The following is a 20747-nucleotide window of genomic DNA, read 5'->3' on the forward strand; positions in this document are numbered from 1 at the left end:
TCTATTCTTCATAAGAATAGGGTCTGCGGGATTTCAGCGCCTTGCGCTGGACTTGAAAGTCCTTGCTCTGGAGCGTCACCTTGGCGAGCTTCATGGCCAGAGAGGAAGCAGTAACTGCCAGCACAGTACCGCCCAGCATATCCATTAGCCAGTGAATGCCCAGGTAAAAGATCCCGAAGATAATCACCGCAGCGGTCACGGTAGTAATGGCGATCCAGCGGCGGTTGCCTGAACGCCAGGCCAGCAGGGCCATCGTCATTGAGATTGCCGTGTGCAGACTGGGAAAGCAATTATTCAATCCAGACAGCGCCCGGTATTCCTGCTCGAAATTGGGGAATACGTCCAGCATCAGGAAGCGGACCCCGGCCGGAGCGTAAGACCAGGCCTCATTGACCGGGAAGAACAGGAAGAACGGAATGGCGATTGTATAGATAATGATGACCGCATAGCAGGTCGCATAGACCATCAACCGGTTCTTGTTATTGAGGTAGACGCCGATTGAGGCTGCAAGTACGGATTGGAGCATAAAGACATAGAAAAAGACGATGACGGGTGTCAGCCAGGAGGCATAAAAAAGGTCCTGGAAATGACGGACGAAATGTCCCTCAAAACCGAAAAACAATCCGGTGTAATCCGCCGAAAGGTTCATCTTTGTCTCAAACTGCAATTCATATTTGTTCAGAACCAGCACGCCGAACATACAGACGAACAGGACCAGGAATTTGTAGGAATGAAGCATTTCCCGGCCCATCTGAACCAGTGCCAGAAACGGATTGCGAAGGGTGGCCAGCCAGATCAGCAGGATGACGCAGACTACGGTGAAGATTACTACAGTATTCATGGAATGGTACAGCAAAGGGATCAAAGCCTCCTTGATAGCCAAAACAGCAGATGAGGACAGTGTACCACAATTTCCAGGAGTCGGTTTCGATTTTTCGCAGATTAACTTAGGCTTTCTGAAAATTCACACCGAACATTCCGCCAAGCGCTCCGATTCCGCCGGCTGCGGCAACCAGCAGGGCATCCAGCGGAACCAGCTTGCTGTCCAGCGCAAGGAATCCGATCAACAGAATCAACACGCCATAAATTAGCCCGGTCAGGCTCCCCTGATACCAGCCTTTGCGATCGGTTCGGTTCCCTGCTCTCCAGCCCCCAAGCATAGCGGCCACGGCATGGACCACATACGTATAGACGGAGAGGTCCTGTTCACTCAATCCGCTGCTCCACAGCAACAGGGACAGAACCAGAGCGCCAAGCAGCATCCAGGTAAAGGACCGGCAAAGACCGGATAGAACAGGATTTCCAATCTTCCATGAGAAAAGACGGCGCAGCATATACATAGGCTTTCCTCCTTTATCGACTCACCATCGTTCATCTTCATTCTATGGGGCAGCTTGCCCCATTAGTACAACCCCAGAGCGCGGAGAGCGAAAGATTGCCAGGAATTGATACGGAAGCTTCGGAATGCCTGCGGCAGGGCCAGGCCAGAATAAAGGGAGATTCCCATCCACATTTGAATGCGCGAGGCTTGTGAGAAGCCGGCGGAACAAAGGAGAGCGAAGCAACTATGTTTCGGCACCTCGGAGCCCTTGTGTTACTGACCTTGCTGATGTATTCCTTGATTCTCCTGAGCATGCGCATTATGGGGAAGCGCGAGATCGGCAAGCTGTCGGTGTTCGACCTGACCATCTCCATTCTGATTGCGGAAATTGCCATCTTTGTTATCGAGGACCCCAGTCGTCCCTTGTATGAAGGGCTTGTTCCCATGGCAACGCTCGTACTGACCCAGGTCCTGCTCGCCCTCATCAGCCTGAAGAGCCGAAGACTGCGCCTGTTCATGGACGGCCGTCCCAGCATTCTGATCGCCGACGGCAAAATTCAGAAGAAGGAGATGCGGAGACAGCGGTACAACCTGGACGACCTGCTTCTGCAGCTGCGCGGCCAGAACGTTTCCAGTCCTGCAGATGTCGAGTTCGCCATTCTGGAGACAACCGGGCAGCTTACGGTGATTGAGAAGAACGGAAGCTTGTCTTCGTCCAATCAAGCAGGCAACAGCGGCAAGAATGCGGAAGGGGCTTCCAAATCGGGCATGGCTCCGGCCCGCCTCACCCACGAGGTGAAGGGGCGAATCCGGTATGAGGGACTGCCCATCCCGCTGATCATGGACGGCAAAGTAGAGGATGATAATCTGGAATTGATCGGTAAAACCCGGTTCTGGCTAAGACGGCAGATTCGGCAAAAGGGAGCGCAGGATTTCCGCGATGTCTTTCTGTGTTCGATCGACCATAAGGGACATCTGTATGTCGATCACAGCCGGTCCCGTTAAGCTAGCGGCGTCTGGGCCGCGGCAGCCGGCCCAGATCGCGGGGGGAGAGCAGGCCCGATAACAGGGCAATGCCGATATAAAGCGCGCCTCCGGCGACGGCCGGGATCAGAAACCGGACAGCTTCAGGTCCGGGAAGGGCGAAATGCGAAGACATGTACGTCATGCCGGCAGCCATGATGACCATGGCTGCCGCGATGCGCAAGAGATCGCTCAGGCGCAGCTTGAGCGACAGCAGCGAGACGACGCTTGCGCCGTGAAGAAGCGTGACCAGTACGCTGTTGACAATGATGGCGAGAATGGCCCCGGTGATCCCGTACTCCGGACGGGAGGCGAGCAGAAAGATGAGCACAATTTTCACGACCGCGCCGATCAGGGTATTCATCAAGGCGCGGCCGGGCCGGTCCAGAGCCTGCAGCGCGGCTTGCAGAGGAGCCTGGACGTAGAGCAGGACGGCGAATGGCGCCATCAGCCGCAGCATGGGCGCGGTCTCAGCACTGCCGTAGAGCAGCCGGCAGAGCGGCTCGGCCAGCACATACATAATTACCGCGAACGGAGCGCCCGTGACCAAGGCCAGACGAAGGGCCTGATGCATGCGCTTGTGGACGGTTCGGTGGTCTCCCCGGGCGGTAGCCTCCGAGAGGGAAGGGACCAGAGAAACGGCTAGTGAACTGGTCAAGGCGCTCGGAAGCAGCAGCAGGGGAATAACCATGCCCTGGAGCGCTCCGTACTGGGCGGTCGCAACCGAAGTGGCCACTCCTGCCAGAGCCAAGCTTCGGGCTGTAACGATGGATTCCAGCAGGTAGGAGAACGAACCTACGAGTCTTCCCGCGGTTACCGGCACCGAGATGCGAAGAAGGCGGCGAAGCGTCCGGGGAGAGGGATTTTCTCCAGCGGATGCTTTTGGCGTGTCTGCCGGTTCTTTGGGAGTAGCTTCTCCCGGGGCGCTTCTGAAGTACTGAACGAGCAGCACGAGCATCCCGGCAATTTCACCGGCTGTCACGCCGAGCATGGCTCCTGCAGCCGCATATTCGATTCCTTTGGGAAGAAGAGCGAGCGACAGCCATAGCATGAAGACAATGCGGGCAACGGTCTCCAGTACAGACGACAGCGCCGACGGAATCATATTCTGCTTTCCCTGGAAGTAGCCCCGGTAGACCGCCGAAATCGACACAATGGCAATCATGGGCGACATGGCAATGAAGGTGTAGTAGACCCGCCCGTCGGTCAGGATGGACGTGGAGACCCAGGACGCCGCGAGAAAGGATACCAAGGTAAAGAACACGCCCAGCCCGAAGCTGAGTCCAAGGGCGGTACGGAGTACGGATTTGGTGCGTTCCGGGTGATTGCCGCTCTCCGCTTCGGCTACCATTTTGGCGACGGCCAGGGGCAGCCCTCCGGTAATGACGGTCACTAGAACCAGAAAAAACGGATACCCAAGCTGATACAGTCCTACTCCTTCGGTTCCGATGACCCGGGGCAGAACGATTCTCGGGATAAATCCCAGCATGCGGTTGATCAGGCCAGCGGCAAGCAGGATCATGGTTCCCTGGATAAAACTCTGTTTATGCGATTTCTTCAAAAGGCATCCCTCTTCCGCTGGTAATGAACGGCAGCCCGACAGGTCTTCTGTATGATATGCGCCGAACTCGGGCGGACATGACCGGCATGTACGACAAATTTGCGGGATTCAGGCAGGATACCCCGTGAAGAGGTCGAATGTAATAATGGAATCACGCACAGTTAATGCATCTGGACAAGGGAGGCTAGGGACACATGGAACCGGGACGCGAACACGAGGAGCTCAGCCGAGAGTTGGAGGACATGTGCCGCAGCAAAGCCGAGGAGTTCCGGCTGCTGGGATACGAATATGTGAACGCCCGGGACATTTGGGAATACGTCAGCCGCAACTACGCGAAGGAGGGGACGCCGCCGCTATACCGGGTCGTTAACGATATCTATTCCCTCAAAGCGAATGCGTATATGAACTATTTGACAATATCGGCCTATAAAGGGCTGTAAAACGGCAGCAAGGTCAAATTTTCATTTTGCAAACGGCTTCACCAAGGCGTAAAGTAGAAGGGTGACGCTGTGGACAGCGGCAGCCGGCCGGGAGCCCTGAGGCTTGCTTCCTTCAGGCGAGTGGCCGGTCTTTCTTTGAGCTGTCCGCAGGCGAATCGCCACAAGTGTCAATGTCTGCTTGAATTGACGCTCTTTTGGCACGTGGCTATAATAGGAATATTGAAGTTATGAAAGGGGAACTAGCAAGAGCATGAAACGATTCTTGAGCTTCATCCTTACCGTGCTCGTCCTAACGGCGGTCATGGCAGTCAGCACCCCCGGTCTGCTCGACAAAGTCCGCCTAGGCCTTGACCTGAAGGGCGGATTTGAAATTTTGTACCAGGCTTCGCCGATGGAGAAAGGCCAGGAGATTACACGCGCCTCTCTGATCCGAACGGCCGAGAGCTTGGAGAAACGGGCCAACGTACTGGGAACAAGCGAGCCTGAAGTGACAACCGAAGGCACCGACCGCATCCGGCTGAAGATCGCCGGCGTAACCGATGAGGCGGAGGTTCGCAAGAAGATGAAGGAACCGGCCCAGCTGACGTTCCGCAGCGCTGCGCCAGGCGACCCTGAAGGAACCTTCAGCAAAATTGAGCTTGTGGGCAGCGACTTTGTAGAGAACGCGGCTACTATCGGCCGCGACAATCTCAATAACATCGAAATCAGCATCAAGGTTAAGGATAAAGATAAATTTGCGGAAATTACGAAACGTCTGCTCGGTCAGAGACTGGCCATTTATCTCGATGATGTGCTCTTGTCCGACCCGCCGGTAGTCCGGGCGGTTCTGACCGACGGCAAAGCTTCGATCTCCGGCAACTACAGTCTGAAAGAAGCGCGCGAGCTGGCGGATACCATCAACCTCGGCGCCCTTCCGCTGAAGCTGACGGAGAAATACTCCCAGAGTGTGGGTGCAACGCTCGGCAAGCAGTCGCTGGATGAGACAATCCGGGCCGGTCTGGTCGGTTCCGTCATCATTCTGCTTTTCATGATTATCATGTACCGGATTCCCGGTCTGGTTGCCGGATTTGCGCTGATTGTTCATACCTGGCTTCTGATTCTTGTGTTTGTGTTGGCGGACTTTACTCTAACGCTCCCCGGCATTGCGGCCTTTATATTGGGCATCGGGATGGCGGTTGACGCCAATATCATTACCAATGAGCGCATCCGGGAAGAAATGCGCAACGGCAAGAGCATTATGTCTTCGGTTAAGGCAGGGAATAAAACTTCCTTCCGTACCGTCATGGACTCCAATATCACGACGATTATCGTAGCGGCCGTTATGTTCGCATTCGGTACCGGCGCGGTAAAAGGCTTCGCTCTGATCCTGATTGTCGAAATTCTGCTCAGTATCCTGACGAACCTCTATTTTGCCCATTGGATGCTCGGAGTTTTGGTTAAATCCGGCAAGCTTGCGAAGCCGAAGCAGTTCGGGGTAAAGGAGAGTGAAATCAGTGCGCTTTAAGAAAAAAATGGACTTTGTCCACTTGAGCAAATATTTTTATATCTTTTCTGCGGCTCTTACCGTTCTGGGGATTGTATTCCTCGCCATCTTCAATTTGAATTACAGCGTTGATTTCAAGGCCGGGTCCAATGTCGACGTATCGCTGTCCAAGAATTTGACCTCGGAGCAAGTCAAATCGGCGCTGCAGCCGCTGAATATCGGCCATGACCCGGAATTGACCACAGGCGAGAAACGCGTCAATATCCGGTATGACTCGGTGCTCTCCAGTGATCAGGATGCCGCCATTCAAACGGCCATCAAGAAACTGGACAGCCAGGCTTCCTTCGAGATCAACACCGTGGATACCGAAATGGCGAAGGAGCTTGCGCGGAACGCAATCTATGCTGTTCTGCTGGCTTGTATCGGGATTATCATCTATGTTAGTATCCGCTTTGAGTGGAGATTTGCAGTGGCCGCCATCGTGGCGCTGCTCCACGATGCTTTTATGGTAGTCGCGATCTTCTCCATCTTCAGGCTGGAAGTGGACTTGACCTTCATTGTGGCCGTGCTGACGATCATCGGTTATTCGATCAACGATACGATTGTTATCTTTGACCGCATCCGGGAGAATCTGCGATTCGGCAAGCAGAAAACGTATGAAGATCTGAAGAATCTGGTCAACCAGAGTGTCCAGCAGACGCTGATGCGTTCCTTGTATACGGCTTTCACCGTATTCATTGCAGCTTTCTTCCTGATGGTGCTCGGCAGTGAATCGATTCGGATGTTCTCGCTGGCTATGGTTATCGGTCTGCTGTTCGGCGCCTATTCTTCCATCTTCATCGCCAGCCCATTGTGGCTGGTCCTGAAGAAAGGGCAGAAACAGAAAGTCAAGAGCAAACCGGCCAAAGCCTAAACATAAGCAGACAAAGCCGCGTCCAGCAACGACGCGGCTTTGAAGCCTCTTGGCATCGGCGGGCAGAAGGCGTCTGGTCCGCCGCCAGGCAGGATTGACAGGAAAGTGGCAAGGAGGGAACCGGATGGGCACTGGACAGCTGCCTCATGGCGATAAAGTGAAATGGACAGGGATATGCAGTGATCTGTCTTTGGCGATCGGCAAGGGAATTGCCGGGTATTTTACAGACAGCAAGGCGCTGCTCGGAGATGCCCTGTACACCGGAGCGGACGCCGCGACCCGGTTCGCGGAAGTGTTCCAGAAACGAAATGGAAAAGGAAGCTCACCAAGGGCGCGTTCTCTTGTGCGCGACGAGAAGAAAGGCGCAGAGCCGCTTCTTGGGATTGTGCTTGCTGTTCTTATTCTGATGGGCGGACTGCAGATTGCTTTCTCTGCGATCCGCGAATTGAACCGCGGACATATGTCTGCCCCGAGCCAGTATGCGCTGCTGGCGGTCTTCGTTCCGCTGCTTATCCGGGAAGCGGTATTTCAGTACCAGTACCGCTATTTCCGCAAGCTGGGCAATGGCAGCCATGCGGATTATGCGGACAGTCACCGGTACAGCATCTATACGTCGCTGACGGTCATTCTCGGCATTGCGCTGGCTATGCTGGGCGGATACCTCAATCTGCATCCGCTGCTCTATATGGACCCGATAGCCGGACTGCTGGCGGCCTGTTTTGTTCTTCGCAAAGGCTTTATGATGATCCTGATTACTACGCAACGCAAAGAAACTCAAGAGCTTCCTCATGAGGATGCGGTGAGTTTCATAGATACGGTTCAAAAGGTACACGGCGTTATCCGGGTAGAGCAGATGAAGGCTCTGGAACAAGGACGGCATGTCAATCTGCAATGCACCATCAGCGTCAATCCGCGTATTTCGGTGGCCGAAGCGCATGAAATTGCCGATTGTGCCAAGAAGCTGCTTCAACACCGCTTCGTACACGTCGGGGATGTGCATATGGATGTCGTTCCTTATGATCCGGGATATCCATACAAAACGAATTACGAACTGACCGACAGCGAGATGCCGACTCTGCTGCAGTAGGGAAAGGCTTGGAAGAGAAGGTGAAAGACAATGCTGCGTTCAAAGTCGACATGGAAGATTCCGCCCGCTGATGCTGCTGCGGCTGCGAGACTGTCCAAGGGATTGGCGGTTTCTCTGCTGATGGGACAGCTGCTATCCGCGCGGGGAATAACCCGCCCGGAAGATGCGCTGTCATTCATGGAGAGTGAAGGCGGACATGATCCCTTTTTGCTCAAAGGGATGAAAGAAGCGGTTCCGCGGATTCGCAGGGCGATTCAAGAGGAAGAACATATTCTGATCTATGGCGATTACGACGCCGACGGCGTATCCAGTACATCGCTGATGATTTATCTGCTCCGTCATCTGGGGGCTTCATTCGATATTTATATTCCCCATCGATCCAACGAGGGGTACGGGCTGCACAACCACGCGATTGACTGGGCGCTGACCCAGGGCGTGTCCCTGATTATTACGGTGGATACCGGGATAAGCGCATGCACCCAGATTGCTTATGCCAACGAACGGGGCATAGAGGTGATTGTAACCGATCACCATGAGCCGCCGGAGGAGCTCCCTCCGGCTTATGCTCTGATCAATCCGAAACTTCCCGGCTGTCCGTATCCTTTTAAGGGACTTGCGGGGGTAGGGGTTGCCTATAAGCTGGCGGAAGCGCTGCTGGACGGCGATGTTCCTCCCGAGTGGACCGAGATTGTGGCTATCGGAACGGTTGCGGACCTCATGCCGCTTACCGGCGAGAACCGGGCCTTGGTGCGCCGCGGAATCGAGAGCATGCGCAGCTCCCGGTTCCCGGGAGTCCGTGCTCTGCTGGAAGTGAGCGGAGCTTCTCCCGGTGCAGTGAACTCGGTTCATATTGCTTTTGGCATGGCGCCGCGCATCAACGCCAGCGGCCGGCTCGATCACGCCGGGAGAGCCGTCTCTCTGCTGACCGCAGAGCATATGGAAGAAGCGGTTCAGCTCGCCGGCGAATTGGACATGCTGAATAAGGAACGCCAGCATGTTGTAGAGCGGATTACGGAAGAGGCGGTCGCCCGGCTGGAAGCGCTGGAGGCCCTCCCGCCGGTCATTGTGCTTGCGGGCGAAGGGTGGAACGTCGGAGTAGTCGGCATCGTGGCTTCCAAAATCCTGGAACGGTATTACCGTCCGGTCATTATCCTCGACATTCATCCCGAGACCGGGATGTGCAAAGGCTCGGCCCGTTCTATACCGGGCCTGGACATTTACGCGGCGCTGACTTCATGCCGCGAGTGCATGGATCATTACGGCGGCCATCCGGCAGCGGCAGGCATGAGCCTGCACCGCGACCGGCTGGAGGAGTTCGCGGCGGCGCTTGCCGCCTACGCCTCCGAAGTGCTGGAGCCGGAGCATTTCGTGCCGGTCACCGAAACGGACGGCGAGATCCCTCTCGGAGCGCTGACGCTCCGGGCCGCTGATGAGCTGGACCGGCTGGCTCCTTTTGGAATGGGCAATCCGCTTCCGCGATTTGTCATCCGGGGAGCAGTCGTCAAGGAAGCCCGTACGATGGGCCAGGGCAACCGTCACTTGAAGCTGGCTTTGCAGCAAGGGGGAGACGTGATTGAGGCAGTGGCTTTTGGCAGAGGGGCGCTGATGGATCTGCTTCCTGTCGGCACTTCAGTCGATGTGCTGGCCGAGCTGTCGGTAAATGAATGGAACGGCATGCGCAAGCCGCAGCTTATGGTGCAGGATCTGGCCGTGCCGGAAGCCCAGTTCTTTGATTTCAGAGGCTCGGCTTCGGCCTTCGCCAAGTCCCGACGGTTGTTCGAACTTCTGCAGTGCGGAGAACCGGACCGAACCGCCGTGGCCATTGTCCGGGGAGAGAGTGCCCGGCAGGGCAGGGACTGGGAAGGATTCGAGCTGTGGCGATATGACAATAACGGCAGTCTTCATCCGCTTCAGGCAGGCAAGAAGGAAGCGCCGGCTGCTCCGTCGCTGCTCTGTCTGCTGGATATGCCGGAGTCGCCGGAGGAGCTGGAGGCGATTCACCGGCTTTTTCCTGAGGCCGAGAATGTAGCGCTGCTGCATCCCATCCGTTCCGGACGGGAGCGTCTGCAGCCGCCTTCGCGGGAAATCTTCAAGCTGCTCTATCAGCAGCTGGCCGCATTGACTGCTTCGCCCTTGCCTGAACGCGAGGTGCTGGCCGCGCTCTGCCGCCGCTGCTCCCTGAATATAAGGATGGTGGCCAGCATGCTCGATGTGTTCGAGGAGCTGGAGTTTATCCGCCGGGCCGACGGGCAGATTACCTTTGTCGTGTCGCCGGCTTCCCGGAGCTTGACGACTTCATCCCATTATCAGCGGCTGGGGCAGATGGCTGAAATGGAGCGTGTCTTCATGGAGGGCAGTGTACCGCAGCTTCGAGAGTGGCTGAGGGAACGTCTCTACCGGGTATCGGTGTCTTAAGGGATACCGGTAATGCTAGTTTCAAGGAAGCGTATGCTATGCAAAACTTAAGATTATGCTTCCGAAGCAGTTTTGCCGGAGAAAGCTCAAGGAAGCGTATGCTATGCAAAACTTAAGATTATGCTTCCGAAGCAGTTTTGCCGGAGAAAGCTCAAGGAAGCGTATGCTATGCAAAACTTAAGATTATGCTTCCGAAGCAGTTTTGCCGGAGAAAGCTCAAGGAAGCGTATGCTATGCAAAACTTAAGATTATGCTTCCGAAGCAGTTTTGCCGGAGAAAGCTCAAGGAAGCGTATGCTATGCAAAACTTAAGATTATGCTTCCGAAGCAGTTTTGCCGAAGAAAGCTCAAGGAAGCGTATGCTATGCAAAACTTAAGATTATGCTTCCGAAGCAGTTTTGCCGAAGAAAGCTCAAGGAAGCGTATGCTATGCAAAACTTAGCCTATGCTTCCGAAGCAGTTTTGCCGAAGAAAGCTCAAGGAAGCGTATGCTATGCAAAACTTTTAGGAGGAATCAACTTGGACTTCAAAGAAATCATTCGGGTCATTCCCGATTTCCCGCAGGCGGGGATCAGCTTCAAGGACATTACGACGCTGCTTATGGATGGGGGGGCGTATCACCAGGCCATCGACGCGCTGCGGGAGCGGGTAGCTCATCTTCAGATCGATCTGATTGCCGGACCGGAAGCCCGCGGCTTTGTAATCGGCGCTCCGCTTGCTTACGCCCTGGGCGTCGGCTTCATCCCGATTCGCAAGAGCGGCAAGCTCCCTTACGAGACCATTGAGGTCGGCTATGACTTGGAGTACGGCAAGGACCGGCTGGCTATGCACACCGATGCGGTCAGACCGGGCCAGAACGTGCTGATCGCCGATGACCTGCTGGCAACGGGCGGTACGATTTCGACTGCGGTTAACCTGGTCCGCCAGCTTGGCGGCAATGTGGTCGGGGCGGCGTTCCTGATCGAACTGGAAGAATTGAACGGACGGGCGAAGCTGCCCGACGTAGAGATTATTTCGCTGCTCAGCTACGACGCATAAGCGGGCCGATATTTTCCGGGAAATAAGAATTTCCCATAACAAAAGCCGAGGTGTCCGTACAACGTACGAACAACCTCGGCTTTTGTTTATTGCGGACAGACCAAGATTCGCCGGAACCGGCGGCTAACCGCGGTTATACATCGGAAGCTTTGGCCTGCTCCAGTTCTTCCTGGTCGTTCGACCAGCCGAGCGCCTGGAACAGTCTGAACAGGAGAGACAGAACGATGCCGACGATGGTGGCGAGAGCCATGCCCTTCAGTTCCACGCCGTAGATGACCAGCTTCGTGCCGCTGATGCCGACGACCAGAACGAGAGTAGCGAGAATCATATTGGTCGGTTTGGCAAAATCGACTTTTTGCTCCACGAAGATTCGCAGACCGGAAGCGGCAATGACGCCGAACAGCAGCAGAGAGACGCCGCCCATAACGGCAGGCGGAATGTTGGAGATGACCGCAGAGAACGTGCCCGAGAACGAGAGCAGGATAGCAATCACGGCTGCGCCGCCGATCACGAATACCGAGTAGACCTTGGTCAAGGCCATGACGCCGATGTTCTCGCCGTATGTCGTATTCGGCGTGGAGCCGACAAAGCCGGAGAGAATGGTAGAGATCCCGTTCCCGAGCAGCGAGCGGTCAAGGCCGGGGTCCTTGGCAAGGTCTTTGCCGACAATATTGCTGGTAACGAGCAGATGGCCGATATGTTCAACAATAACGACGAGAGAAACGGGAATAATGGTGAGAATGACCTTCCAGTCGAACGAAGGCGTCGTAACGGTCGGCGTATCGAAGAAATGGGCGGCCGAGATGTTGCCGGTGTTGACGGCGCCGAGGAAATAGGCCAGCACATAGCCGGTTACGATGCCAATGAGGATATGAATGATTTTTGGGAATCCGCGGAAAAGAACCGAGCCCAGTACGGTTACACCAAGCGTAACCATGGAAATCGTGATGGTCTTGGGGTCCGGCGACCAGTCGGGTGATCCGTCCGTTGAGATTAATCCTGCCATGCCGGCGGCCACCGGAACAAGCTCCAAGCCGATAGTAGCGACAATAGCGCCCATCACCGCGGGAGGAAATACAACGTCGATCCAGGCCGTTCCGGCGAACCGGACAATGAGAGCAACGGCGACAAAGATAATGCCGGTTACGATAAAAGCGCCGAGCACGAGCGAATAGCCGTGGGAATGGTCGTTCTTGTAATTCAGGAGTACGGATGTGACCGGAGAAATGAAAGCGAAGCTCGAGCCCAGGTAGGCCGGGATTTTTCCTTTGCAGATCAGGATATACAGCAGGGTGCCGATGCCGTTCATCAGCAGAATCATCCCCGGATCGACCCCGAACAGGTTGGGCACCAGGACGGTGCTGCCGAACATGGCGAACAGATGCTGCAGACTCAGCAGAAAACCGGGTCCCAAAGGCAGCTTCTCATTGACTTGAATTTCGCGTTGCAAACCATTCACTCCTCATCATGTTATGGATCATAACGTTCTCTGTGCGCCAAAGCGCCTTTATCAGCTTAATGAGAACCTGTCCATTTGACAACTGTCTTTTCGCGTATTCTGTGAAAAATATTCGATAAAACGGTCGGCGGGACGCCGTTTTTCCAGTGCCTGGCAAGTGTTGACGTAATCAGGTGCAAGCGTCATAATTATAGACAACTTAAATTCCGGCCCCGACGGGGCATGACGGATTTATTATAGAAAGGAAACGGACACGACACGTATGGGCATAGAGCGTTTACTGGAAAAGGCCGGGGCCTACATACACGATAAGGATCTGCACCGGATTCGCGAAGCGTACGATTTCGCCGATCAGGCCCACCACGGGCAGGTGCGGAAATCGGGAGAACCCTATATTCTGCACCCGCTGGCGGTAGCGGAGATTGTCGTGAGCATGGAGATGGACGTCATCTCCATCATCGCGGCGCTGCTGCATGATGTGGTAGAGGATACTACGGTATCCCTGGAACAGATCCGGGAAGCGTTCGGAGATACCTGCGCCATGCTGGTGGACGGATTGACCAAGCTGGAGCGCATCCGTTTCCGCTCGAAGGAAGAACAGCAGAACGAGAATTACCGCAAGATGTTCATCGCGATGGCCCAGGACATCCGGGTCATTGTGATTAAGCTGGCCGACCGGCTGCACAATATGCGGACCCTGAAATATCAGTCGGAAGAGAGCCAGCGCCGGATTTCCTATGAGACGCTGGAGATTTTTTGTCCCATCGCCGACCGGCTCGGGATTTCCGCGATCAAGTGGGAGATGGAGGACATTGCCCTCCGTTACTTGAATCCGCAGCAGTACTACCGGATCGCCAATCTGATGCACAAGAAGCGGGCCGAGCGGGAACAGTTCATCGACAGCGTCATCGGTCGCATCCGCACCAAGCTGGAAGAGATGGGGATTGAAGGCGACCTTTCGGGCCGTCCCAAGCATATTTACAGCGTCTACAACAAGATGAACACGAAGAACAAGCAGTTCAACGAAATTTATGACCTGCTGGCCATTCGGATCATTGTCGATAATATCAAGGATTGTTACGCGACGCTCGGCATTATTCATACGCTGTGGAAGCCGATGCCGGGACGCTTCAAGGACTATATTGCCATGCCGAAGGCCAATATGTACCAGTCGCTGCATACGACGGTGGTGGGACCCGGAGGGGAACCGACGGAAGTTCAGATCCGCACCTGGGAGATGCACCGGACGGCCGAGTTCGGCATCGCCGCGCACTGGGCATACAAGGAAGGGACGGCGGGTACGGCCCCCAATCCCGAGAACCGGATGCCTTTTTTCCGCGAGATTCTGGAGCTTCAGCATGAGGCGAAGGATGCCTCGGAGTTTGTCGAATCGCTGAAGATGGATTTCTTCTCCGACCTGGTCTTTGTGTTTACGCCAAAAGGCGAGGTTATCGAGCTGCCGGCCGGCTCCGTTCCGCTCGATTTCGCTTTCCGCATCCATACCGAGGTCGGCAACCGGACCATCGGCGCCAAGGTCAACGGACGCATCGTGCCGCTTGACCACAAGCTGAAGACCGGAGATATTGTCGAAATTCTGACGTCGAAGCATTCCTACGGACCGAGCCGGGACTGGCTGAAGATCGCCCAGTCTTCGCATGCGCGAAGCAAGATCAAGCAGTGGTTCAAGAAAGAGAAGCGCGAGGAGAACGTCGAGAAGGGCCGGGAAGCCATCGAGCGGGAACTGAAGCGGCAGGGCTTCGAGCCGTCCGACTTCATGGCCGACGACAAGCTGACCGAAGCGGCCAAGAAATTCGCGTTCAATGATATTGAAGACATGCTGTCGGCCGTCGGCTTCGGCGGAATTACGGCGGCTCAGATCGCTACGAAGCTCACGGAGAAGATCCGCAGAGAGCAGGAGGAAGCGGCCAACCATCTGGAGCTGACGCAGGAGATCAAGGAGATTAAGGCTCCGGCGGAACGCCGGAACCAGCCGACGAACGGCGTCCGTGTCAAGGGAATCGACAATCTGCTGGTTCGTTTTGCGCGCTGCTGCAATCCGGTGCCGGGCGATGATATCGTCGGCTACGTAACGCGCGGCCGCGGCGTCTCCGTTCACCGCACCGACTGCCCGAACATTCGGGCCGAAGGCGAGGGGGAAGAGGCCGAACGGGTCATTGAGGTGGAATGGGAAGAGAGCGTGGAAGCGAACTACAGCGTCGACATCGAGATTACCGGCCATGACCGCAGCGGCCTTCTGAATGAAGTCCTGCAGGCGGTGTCCGAGAGCAAGACGAATATCTCGGCGGTGGCGGGCCGTTCCGACAAGAACAAGATGGCGATGATCCATATGACGATTCTGATCCGCAATACCGATCATCTGCATTCCGTCGTCGAGAAAGTCAAACGGGTCAAGGATGTCTACACGGTTCACCGGATCATGCAGTAAGCGGGAGGAAGAGAGATGAGAGCGGTTCTGCAGCGCTGCAAGGAAGCGCGGGTTGCCGTAGACGGCGAGGTTATCGGCGAGATCGGCGAGGGGCTGATGGTGCTGCTTGGCGTGACGCACGGAGATACGGAGAAGGATGCGCAGTATGTCGCCGCCAAGATCGCCGGACTGCGGATATTTGAAGATGAAGCGGGCAAAATGAACCACAGCGTCATCGACGCCGGCGGATCGGTGCTGTCCGTGTCGCAGTTCACCCTGTACGGGGACTGCCGTAAGGGCAGACGGCCGAACTTCATGGCGGCCGCCCGGCCGGAAGAAGCCGAGGCGCTCTATGAGCGCTTCAACGCCGAACTGGCCGCAGCGGGCCTTCCGGTGCAGACCGGACGGTTCGGCGCCATGATGGAGGTGTCGCTGGTCAATTCCGGCCCGGTGACGCTGATTATAGACAGCAGGGATTAAGAAGAACAAGAGAGGGTCCGTATTCCGAAGAGGAATGCGGACTTTTTTTGCGCCGGATAGCGGGCAGCCGGTTGGGACAGGTTATAGAATTATAAGGATGTCCCATTCGAAGAGAAGGAGCCGGTGTGCGATGCATGAATCAAGAAGAGCCCAGATCCGGCGGGCGCAGGCGGCGGAGCTGACCTGCTGGAGAGAAGCGGCGGCGCAGGCGGCGGAAGAGAGGCGGCAGGCGCCGGAAGCCTGGCCGAGTCTTCGCTGGCTGGCCGTGCCGCGTTCGTGAGCAGAGCCGCCTTTTGGCCCGTGAAAGTGCTTATAAAGGGAACGGAGCGGGTAATAGAAGAACGAGACCTTAGAACAACAGGAAGGAGAGGGAACTCTCATGAGCAAGGTAGCATTTTTGCTGTCCAGCGGCTTTGAAGATTCGGAAATGAAGGTGCCTTATGACGGAGTGACGGGCGCCGGACACCAGGCGGACATCATCGGCCTGAAGCAGGGCGAGAAGCTGGTAGGAAAGAAAGGCGAGGCCGTCTATACAGCTGACAAGGCGATTGCCGACGTGCAGGCGGGCGACTACGACGCAGTTGTCATTCCGGGCGGATCTTCGCCGGAGAATCTGCGGCTTGACAGCGAAATTCTTCGTTTCGTCAAGGAGGCGGACGGAACAGGCAAGCCGATTGCGGCGATCTGCCACGGACCGCAGATCCTGATCAGTGCCGAACTGCTGAAAGGACGGACGGTCACCTCGTATCCGCCGCTGCAGGACGATGTCGTCAATGCGGGAGCCCAGTTCAAGGACGAAGAGGTCGTCGTGGACGGCAACTTCATTACGTCGCGGACGCCGAAAGACGAACCGGCTTTTGTGCGCGAGATTCTGAAGGCTTTACAGCAGTCGGCGCCTTCACGCTGAAGCAGCGAAGAGGCATCGGCCGCTTTCTATAATATTCTGGAGGAGGCCAAGATCATGAGCAAACATATTCAAGCCTATTTCAGGTCCGAAGACGAAGCGGAAGGCGCCAAGACCGCTCTGCTCGGCTACAGGACAGATTCTCTGGAAATGTCGCCGCTGACGGAACCGCTTGGACAGGGGCGGACGCTGCTGGTGCCGATTATCCCGTACAACAGCGCCAGCATCGGCGGGACGGGAATCGGTTCCTCCTATAATGCTCCGGTGGGGCCTATCGTCGCTGCGGCGGCGACTGCGCCGGATGACCAGGTGGACGGACGCGATTCGGTGGACAAGGATCATGTGATCGCACCCGGCAGAGAGTATACCGATGCGGATCTCAGCGAACTGCATTATGTCATGAGCTTCCGGATCGGCGATGCCGATGAGGCGGATATTGTGAGCGCGCTGCGCAGCAAGAACGCGTTTGTCGAAGTGCTCGATTAGTCAACAAAGGCCGTCCTGCGGGACGGCCTTTGCGTATGGAAGAGGAATGGACGCTTGAATATTAAGCGCTTTCTTTATTGTAATGTTCCCGTAATATAACGATCATGTTTCTTTAATATAGCCGGTTTATAATAACAGCATGACCCCCTTTTTTATAATATATGTGATGGACCTTCAGCGGTATGCTGAAGGTCACTTTTTTTTGCAGAGGCTTGATGCTTGACTATGACGCGGTGTTCCGCTAAAATCGAACAATATACGTAATAGCTGTTTTGATGACGGGACCAAGTAATTCGCCCCCACATCCCCAGAGAGGATTCCCGCTTGCTGGAAGGGAACCGTTGATGAGCGAATGAATGACTTCCCCGAGAACGCACGGCGAACGGTGTCCGCAACCGAATGAGCGGGCCATTCAGTAGCCGCGGCGCGTAGGCGGGCGTTAACCGCTACTGAAGCGGAGCAAGGGGTACAGCGCAAGAATCGGCTGGCCGCGGTTCCGGAATGTGGGTGGCACCACGGGAGATAGTCGTCAACGACCATCCCTCGTCCCTAGTTGTGATACACAACGGGGATGAGGGATTTTTTGATTGCAGAAGGAGGAAGCTAGCTGTGGCAAAAGAACGATTCGAGAAGCCGACTGGCACACAGGATGTGCTGCCTGGCGCGGCGGAGAAGTGGCAGGCGGTAGAAGAGAAAGCGCGCGATCTGTGCCGCCGGTTCAATTACCGGGAGATCCGGACGCCGATGTTCGAGCATACCGAGCTGTTCGAGCGCGGCGTCGGCGAGACGACCGATATTGTGGAAGGCGAAATGTACACCTTCAAGGACAAGGGAGAACGGGATTTGGCGCTTCGTCCCGAAGGAACGGCAGGCGTCGTCCGCGCTTATGTGCAGAACAAGCTGTACGGGGAGCCGGATGTCAGCAAGCTCTACTATATGGGGCCGATGTTCCGGTACGAGCGTCCGCAGGCCGGCCGCTACCGGCAGTTCCACCAGTTCGGCGTTGAAGCCTTCGGGGCTGTCGATCCCGCCATCGACGCCGAGGTGATCTCGCTCGGCTACCAGTTCTGCAGAGACCTGGGCCTTGCCGGGGTACGCGTGGAGATCAATTCTGTCGGCAACGCCCCGAGCCGGGCGGCTTACCGGGAGACGCTGCTGGGCTTCCTCCGGCCGATGAAGGACACGCTGTGCGCGGACTGCCAGCGCCGGATGGAACGCAACCCGCTGCGCGTGCTGGACTGCAAGGTGGATCAGGCAAAGTTCACGGACGCGCCGTCCATTCTCGACAGCCTTGATGAGGAATGCACCATGCATTTTGCCCGGGTGAAGGCTCATCTGGATGCAATGGGCGTCGACTACTCCGTCAACACCCGGCTCGTCCGCGGTCTGGATTACTACACGCACACCGCATTTGAGTACAAGGCTGAAGGGATCGGCTCGATTGATACGGTCGGCGGCGGCGGACGGTACAACAGTCTGGTGCAGGAGATCGGCGGGCCGGATCAGCCGGGCATCGGCCTGGGCATCGGATTGGAACGCATTCTCCTTATTCTCGAGCACCAGGGGATTGAGCTGACCAAGTCGGCGCCGCTGGATGTCTATCTGGTTGCGCTGGGCGAAGCGGCGGATACCGAAATCTCGAAGCAGCTGTTCGTGCTGCGGAGCCGGGGCATCTCGGCCGAGCGCGATTATCTCGGACGCAAAATGAAAGCCCAGATGAAATCGGCGGACCGGCTTGCCGCCCGCTACACGGCCATTCTGGGCGAAGACGAACTGCAGCGCGGCGAGATCGCGCTCAAGGAAATGGCGACCGGCGATCAGAAGACGGTCAAGCTGGAGGAATTGGCGGAGCATCTGAAGCCGCAGGCTTAGGCTGCTGTACCGCGATTTTATATAAAAAAGGGGTAGATCAAGGATGAAAAGAACTCATAACTGCGGTCAACTGACTCAGGAGCATATCGGACAGACTGTAACCCTGAACGGCTGGGTGCAGACCCGCCGCGACCTCGGAGGCGTCCTGTTCATCGACCTGCGGGACCGCAGCGGTCTGGTCCAGATCGTCTTCAATCCGGCATATTCCGGCGAAGCGCTGACCACGGCAGACAAGGTTCGCAGCGAATACGTGATCGCCGTAACGGGAACCGTCGTTAAGCGCGATCCCGAGACAGTCAATCCGAACCTGCCGACAGGCGAGCTGGAGGTCCGGATTACAGAGATTGAAGTGCTGAATGCGGCCAAAACGCCGCCGTTCTTCATCGAAGACGGCGTAGAAGTCGACGAGACGCTACGCTTGAAGTACCGCTACCTCGATCTGCGCCGTCCGGAAATGCAGAAGACGCTGCTGCTCCGCTCCAAGGCGTCGAAGGTATTCCGCGACTTCCTCGACGGAGAAGGCTTTATCGACGTGGAGACGCCGATCCTGACCAAGAGCTCGCCGGAAGGCGCCCGCGACTACCTCGTGCCAAGCCGCGTACATGAAGGTGAGTTCTTCGCCCTGCCGCAGTCGCCGCAGATCTATAAGCAGCTCCTGATGGTCAGCGGCGTGGAACGCTATTACCAGATCGCCCGCTGCTTCCGCGACGAGGATCTGCGGGCCGACCGCCAGCCGGAATTCACCCAGGTCGACATCGAGACCTCGTTCCTGGACCAGGAAGATCTGCTGGGCATGATGGAACGCCTGATGCAGCGCCTGTTCCGCGAGACGGTCGGAGTCGAGTTGGAACTGCCGTTCCAGCGTCTGACTTACGCGGACGCCATGGGCAAGTACGGCTCGGACAAGCCGGACCTGCGCTTTGGCCTGGAGCTCGTGGAGATGAACGACATCGTGGCAACAAGCGGCGTCAAGGTGTTCGCCTCCGTCATCGAGAAGGGCGGGGAAGTGAAGTGCCTGAATGCCAAGGGCTGCGGCACCTGGCCGCGCAAGGAGATCGATGATCTCGGTCCGTACGCCGCGCGTTACGGCGCGAAGGGCCTGGCCTGGATTCAGGTGAAGGAAGGCGAATTCCGCGGTCCGATCGTCAAGTTCATGTCGGAAGACGAAATCGCCGCCATCAAGGAACGCACCGGCGCCGAAGACGGCGACCTGCTGCTCTTCTCCGCCGATAACAAGAAAGTGGTCGCCGACGTGCTCGGCGCGCTGCGCCTGAAGATCGGACGCCAGCTCGGACTGATTGACGACAGTGTATTCAAGTTCGTGTGGGTGACGGATTTCCCGCTTCTCGGCTACGACGAAACGCAGAAGCGCTATGTGGCGGAGCACCATCCGTTCACGCGGCCGCGCGAAGAAGATCTGCCGCTGTTCGACACCGATCCCGGTTCAATTCGGGCCCAGGCCTATGATATCGTGCTGAACGGCTACGAAGTCGGCGGCGGTTCAATGCGGATCTACAAGCGCGACGTTCAGGAGAAGATGTTCAAGACTCTCGGAATGAGCGATGAAGTGGCCCATGACAAATTCGGTTATCTGATGGATGCCTTCGAATACGGCACGCCGCCGCACGGCGGCATCGCCTTCGGTCTCGACCGTCTGGTCATGCTCCTGGCCGGCCGGAGCAACCTGCGCGAGACGATCGCTTTCCCGAAGACGGCCAGCGCTACCGATCTGCTGATGAACGCACCGTCTACGGTGGAGCCTGTCCAACTGGAAGACCTGCACATCAAGCTTGCGCTGAAGCCGGCCGCAGACAAGAAGCCGGCCCAGGCCTAAGGAGGAA

General features: G+C 56.5%; 18 protein-coding genes. 14 read left to right on the forward strand and 4 right to left on the reverse strand.

Features of this window, described 5'->3' with window-relative positions; all coding sequences use genetic code 11:
• Position 1: 1 nt before the first annotated feature.
• Entirely contained in the window at positions 2-865 is an 864-nt protein-coding gene (locus RBI05_RS17680) for a phosphatase PAP2 family protein (RefSeq protein WP_310552016.1), read from the reverse strand.
• 82 nt (positions 866-947) lie between these two features.
• Positions 948-1340 (reverse strand): TIGR04086 family membrane protein, encoded by a 393-nt coding sequence (locus RBI05_RS17685; protein ID WP_150457021.1) that lies wholly within the window; start codon positions 1338-1340, stop codon positions 948-950.
• A 227-nt stretch (positions 1341-1567) separates the two neighbouring features.
• Between RBI05_RS17685 and RBI05_RS17690 the strand changes: the two genes are divergently transcribed.
• Positions 1568-2326 carry a DUF421 domain-containing protein gene (locus RBI05_RS17690; RefSeq protein ID WP_150457020.1) on the forward strand — a complete coding sequence of 253 codons (759 nt, stop codon included), beginning with the start codon at positions 1568-1570 and terminating at the stop codon, positions 2324-2326.
• A 1-nt stretch (position 2327) separates the two neighbouring features.
• Here RBI05_RS17690 and spoVB read toward each other — a convergent pair whose 3' ends face one another.
• The gene (gene spoVB / locus RBI05_RS17695) at positions 2328-3866 is read right to left on the reverse strand and encodes a stage V sporulation protein B (protein ID WP_408638347.1); all 1539 of its coding nucleotides are present in this window, start codon (positions 3864-3866) and stop codon (positions 2328-2330) included.
• A 233-nt stretch (positions 3867-4099) separates the two neighbouring features.
• Here spoVB and RBI05_RS17700 point away from each other — a divergent pair, with 233 nt between their 5' ends.
• The 6 genes from RBI05_RS17700 to RBI05_RS17725 all read left to right on the forward strand — a co-directional run bounded on the left by RBI05_RS17700 (position 4100) and on the right by RBI05_RS17725 (position 11280).
• Complete coding sequence (locus tag RBI05_RS17700) at positions 4100-4345, forward strand: post-transcriptional regulator (RefSeq protein ID WP_310552018.1); 246 nt, start codon at positions 4100-4102, stop codon at positions 4343-4345.
• Between the two features lie 250 nt (positions 4346-4595).
• Complete coding sequence (secD, locus tag RBI05_RS17705; RefSeq protein WP_310552019.1) at positions 4596-5849, forward strand: protein translocase subunit SecD; 1254 nt, start codon at positions 4596-4598, stop codon at positions 5847-5849.
• On the forward strand, positions 5839-6741 hold the full coding sequence (secF, locus tag RBI05_RS17710; protein WP_150457017.1) for a protein translocase subunit SecF: 903 nt from the start codon (positions 5839-5841) through the stop codon (positions 6739-6741). Before secD ends, secF begins: the two co-directional genes overlap by 11 nt.
• 124 nt (positions 6742-6865) lie before the next feature.
• Positions 6866-7828: a cation diffusion facilitator family transporter gene (locus tag RBI05_RS17715; protein WP_150457016.1), complete on the forward strand. Its 963-nt coding sequence runs from the start codon at positions 6866-6868 to the stop codon at positions 7826-7828.
• A gap of 30 nt (positions 7829-7858) precedes the next feature.
• On the forward strand, positions 7859-10243 hold the full coding sequence (gene recJ, locus RBI05_RS17720; protein WP_310552020.1) for a single-stranded-DNA-specific exonuclease RecJ: 2385 nt from the start codon (positions 7859-7861) through the stop codon (positions 10241-10243).
• A gap of 518 nt (positions 10244-10761) precedes the next feature.
• The gene (locus tag RBI05_RS17725; protein WP_150457014.1) at positions 10762-11280 is read left to right on the forward strand and encodes an adenine phosphoribosyltransferase; all 519 of its coding nucleotides are present in this window, start codon (positions 10762-10764) and stop codon (positions 11278-11280) included.
• Between the two features lie 133 nt (positions 11281-11413).
• On the opposite strand, the gene uraA is transcribed toward RBI05_RS17725, so the two are convergent.
• Complete coding sequence (uraA, locus tag RBI05_RS17730) at positions 11414-12730, reverse strand: uracil permease (protein WP_150457013.1); 1317 nt, start codon at positions 12728-12730, stop codon at positions 11414-11416.
• Positions 12731-13001: 271 nt separating this feature from the next.
• On the opposite strand from uraA, the gene RBI05_RS17735 reads away from it, so the two are divergent.
• The 7 genes from RBI05_RS17735 (at position 13002) to aspS (ending at position 20740) form a co-directional block, all read left to right on the forward strand.
• Complete coding sequence (locus RBI05_RS17735; RefSeq protein WP_150457012.1) at positions 13002-15185, forward strand: RelA/SpoT family protein; 2184 nt, start codon at positions 13002-13004, stop codon at positions 15183-15185.
• 15 nt (positions 15186-15200) lie between these two features.
• Positions 15201-15644, forward strand: a complete 444-nt coding sequence (gene dtd, locus RBI05_RS17740) for a D-aminoacyl-tRNA deacylase (protein WP_150457011.1) — start codon at positions 15201-15203, stop codon at positions 15642-15644.
• A gap of 130 nt (positions 15645-15774) precedes the next feature.
• On the forward strand, positions 15775-15924 hold the full coding sequence (locus tag RBI05_RS17745; RefSeq protein WP_191089471.1) for a hypothetical protein: 150 nt from the start codon (positions 15775-15777) through the stop codon (positions 15922-15924).
• A 99-nt stretch (positions 15925-16023) separates the two neighbouring features.
• Positions 16024-16551, forward strand: coding sequence for a type 1 glutamine amidotransferase domain-containing protein (locus RBI05_RS17750; protein ID WP_310552021.1), 528 nt, complete (start codon positions 16024-16026; stop codon positions 16549-16551).
• A gap of 54 nt (positions 16552-16605) precedes the next feature.
• Positions 16606-17034, forward strand: coding sequence for a hypothetical protein (locus tag RBI05_RS17755; RefSeq protein WP_310552022.1), 429 nt, complete (start codon positions 16606-16608; stop codon positions 17032-17034).
• Between the two features lie 609 nt (positions 17035-17643).
• Positions 17644-18906 carry a histidine--tRNA ligase gene (hisS, locus tag RBI05_RS17760; RefSeq protein ID WP_310552023.1) on the forward strand — a complete coding sequence of 421 codons (1263 nt, stop codon included), beginning with the start codon at positions 17644-17646 and terminating at the stop codon, positions 18904-18906.
• Between the two features lie 43 nt (positions 18907-18949).
• On the forward strand, positions 18950-20740 hold the full coding sequence (gene aspS / locus RBI05_RS17765; RefSeq protein ID WP_310552024.1) for an aspartate--tRNA ligase: 1791 nt from the start codon (positions 18950-18952) through the stop codon (positions 20738-20740).
• Positions 20741-20747: the final 7 nt, after the last annotated feature.

Source organism: Paenibacillus glufosinatiresistens (assembly GCF_031470375.1).
GTDB classification, from domain to species: domain Bacteria; phylum Bacillota; class Bacilli; order Paenibacillales; family Paenibacillaceae; genus Paenibacillus_AQ; species Paenibacillus_AQ glufosinatiresistens.